The sequence below is a fragment of the Aeromicrobium sp. PFPM2_SD2 genome, assembly GCF_057364525.1.
The window spans coordinates 1-2394 of sequence record NZ_JBNFNZ010000378.1; the positions used below are offsets into that span (position 1 = coordinate 1).

4 protein-coding genes are annotated in these 2394 nt (G+C 75.4%); 3 read left to right on the forward strand and 1 reads right to left on the reverse strand.

The window, feature by feature from the left end:
• The 3 genes from AC2W7G_RS13855 to AC2W7G_RS13865 form a co-directional block, all read left to right on the forward strand.
• Positions 1–652: ADP-dependent NAD(P)H-hydrate dehydratase (locus tag AC2W7G_RS13855; protein ID WP_485868952.1), on the forward strand; the 652-nt coding region annotated here is incomplete at its 5' end.
• 18 nt (positions 653–670) lie between these two features.
• A complete protein-coding gene (locus AC2W7G_RS13860; RefSeq protein WP_485868953.1) occupies positions 671–949 on the forward strand; it encodes a hypothetical protein in 279 nt (92 codons plus the stop codon).
• A 13-nt stretch (positions 950–962) separates the two neighbouring features.
• The gene (locus AC2W7G_RS13865) at positions 963–1745 is read left to right on the forward strand and encodes an alpha/beta hydrolase (RefSeq protein ID WP_485868954.1); all 783 of its coding nucleotides are present in this window, start codon (positions 963–965) and stop codon (positions 1743–1745) included.
• Positions 1746–1805: 60 nt separating this feature from the next.
• Here the strand turns inward: AC2W7G_RS13865 and AC2W7G_RS13870 are convergent, their stop codons facing one another.
• Positions 1806–2168 carry a hypothetical protein gene (locus tag AC2W7G_RS13870; RefSeq protein ID WP_485868955.1) on the reverse strand — a complete coding sequence of 121 codons (363 nt, stop codon included), beginning with the start codon at positions 2166–2168 and terminating at the stop codon, positions 1806–1808.
• Positions 2169–2394 lie beyond the last annotated feature (226 nt).

The window sequence follows — 2394 nt, forward strand, 5'->3', positions numbered from 1 at the left end:
CATCGCCGTGCCGGAGGCGGCCGTGGTCGGCCTGCCCGAGACCGACGGCCGGCTCGGTCCGCGGCGCCGGTGCCCGACGAGCCTGCTCGACATGGCCGCCGAGGCCGACGTCCTGGCCGTGGGCCCGGGGCTGGACGACATCGACGAGACGGCCGAGCTCGTCCGCCGCGTGCTCGGCGCGGCGGGGGAGCGCACCAAGGTCGTCCTGGACGCCTACGCGCTCGGCGCGCTCAGCCACGATCCGTCGCTGGTCGAGGACGTCCGTGGCCGCACCGTCACGACGCCCAACATCACCGAGGTCTCGCGGATGCTCGACCGCGACGCCGACGACGACCTGCACCGGGCCGCGCTGGACGCGGCGCAGCAGTACGGCGTCGTGGTCTCGGTCTACGGGCACGTCGCGTCGCCCGACGGACGCACGTGGCGCGAGGAGAGCGCCGACGTCGGTCTGGGCACGTCCGGCAGCGGCGACGTGAGCGCCGGCGTGGTGGCCGGCCTGCTCGCCCGGGGCGCGGACCCCGAGCAGGCCGCCTGCTGGGGCGCCTACGTGCACGCGGTCTCCGGCCAGCGGCTCGTGCAGCGCTTCGGCCGGGTGGGCTTCCTGGCCCGCGAGCTGGTCGACGAGGTCGCCGCCACGATCGCCATGGTCTGACCCCCGTAGGCTGGCCCCATGCCGCGTCGTCGCCCTCCGTCGCGTCCGCACCGGGACTTCGCGCCCCCGCACGCGGACGTCCAGGAGCACCGCGGCGGCCAGGACTGGTACGTGCGCCGGCTGACCGGCGCCGCGGCGACCAAGACGTACACCTGCCCGGGCTGCCACCAGCCCATCCGACCGGCCACGCCGCACCTTCTGGTGTGGCCGGTCGTCAAGCCCCTGCTGGCCGACGAGGCCATCGACGCGCGCCGCCACTGGCACACCGCGTGCTGGCAGCGGGCCGTCCACCTGTGACCCGGAAGGACTCATGGCGAACCTGATCACCGGCAGCTCGGTGCTGCCCGCCCGACGCGAGCCCATCGTGCTCGACACCGCTGACGGCCAGCGCCTGGTCGGCGAGCTGGCGCTGCCGGCCGAGCGCGACCCGGTGGCGACGATGATCTGCCTGCACCCGCTGCCGACGCACGGCGGGATGATGGACAGCCACGTGTTCCGCAAGGCGTCCTACCGGCTGCCGGCCCTCGCCGACGTGGCCGTGCTGCGGTTCAACACGCGCGGCACGTCCAGCGTCCAGGGCACCAGCACCGGCGAGTTCGACGCCGGGGGAGCCGAGCGCTTCGACGTGGCCGCCGCCATCGAGCGGGCCGAGTACGACGACCTGCCGAACATCTGGCTCGTCGGCTGGTCGTTCGGCACCGACCTGACCCTCATGCACGGGCTCGACCCCGCGGTCGCCGGCGCGATCCTGCTCTCGCCGCCGCTGCGCTACTCGCGCCCCGAGCACCTCGCCGCGTGGGCGGAGTCGGGCAAGCCGCTCGTCGCCCTGGTGCCCGAGCACGACGACTACCTGCAGCCGCCCGAGGCGCGGGAGCGGTTCGCGGTCGTCCCGCAGGCCGAGGTCGTCGCCGTCGACGCGCCAAAGCACCTGTGGGTGGGCGACACCGAGCGGGTGCTCGACGAGGTCGTGGCCCGGCTCAACCCGGCCGTCGCCCGGCCGCTGCCGCGCGAGTGGGACGGGCCGATGGAGCGGGCCGACTCCAGCGCCTACTCCGACCGCACGACCGCGGTCTTCAAGGACGTGCCCCGCTAGGACCCACGCACGAGAGCCCCGGACGCGATCGCGTCCGGGGCCCTCGTCGTCGGGCCGGGGTCAGCGCCGCTTGCGGGTCGGGGCGTCGTCCTCGTCGTCGAGCCGCAGCGCGGGCTGGACGGCGGTGCGCTCGACCTCGTCCTCGTCGTCCTCGTCGTCGGCCAGGTCGGCGGCGGTCGGACGACGGTGGTCGCGTCGGCGGCCGGCTCGTCGGCGACGGCTCTTCGGCGACCTCGGCCTCGTCGGCGGCCTCGGCCTCGTGCGGCGACGGCCTCGTCGGCGACCTCCGCCTCGTCGGCGACGGGCTCCGATGACCGGCTCCGGCTCGGGCGCATCGGCGATGGCCGCCTGCTCGGCACGCCCGCGGCCGCACCGGGGCGCGAAGGAGGCGACGACGTCGCGCAGCTGCGCCATCTGGGCCATGATGCCGTCGCGCTTGCGCTCGAGCTCGGTGACCTCGTCGCGCAGGCGGCGGGTGAGGCGCTGGGCGTCGGTCGTGGCGTGGTGTGCAGGCTCTCGGCCTTCTCGCGGGCCCCGGATGCGTGAGTACCTGGTCGTCGTCGGCGTCGCCCTGGGTGCCACGTACCTGCTGGCGTCCATCGCCCGCATGCTCGCGGTGCGCTGGGGAGCCGTGGCGAAGGTGCGTGAC

What these genes read in the sequence shown, in the direction of transcription:
- AC2W7G_RS13860 (WP_485868953.1), top strand. Translation starts at nt 671, where the DNA reads ATGCCGCGTCGTCGCCCTCCGTCGCGTCCGCACCGGGACTTCGCGCCC.
- AC2W7G_RS13865 (WP_485868954.1), top strand. Translation starts at nt 963, where the DNA reads ATGGCGAACCTGATCACCGGCAGCTCGGTGCTGCCCGCCCGACGCGAG.
- AC2W7G_RS13870 (WP_485868955.1), bottom strand. Translation starts at nt 2,168, where the DNA reads ATGGCCCAGATGGCGCAGCTGCGCGACGTCGTCGCCTCCTTCGCGCCC.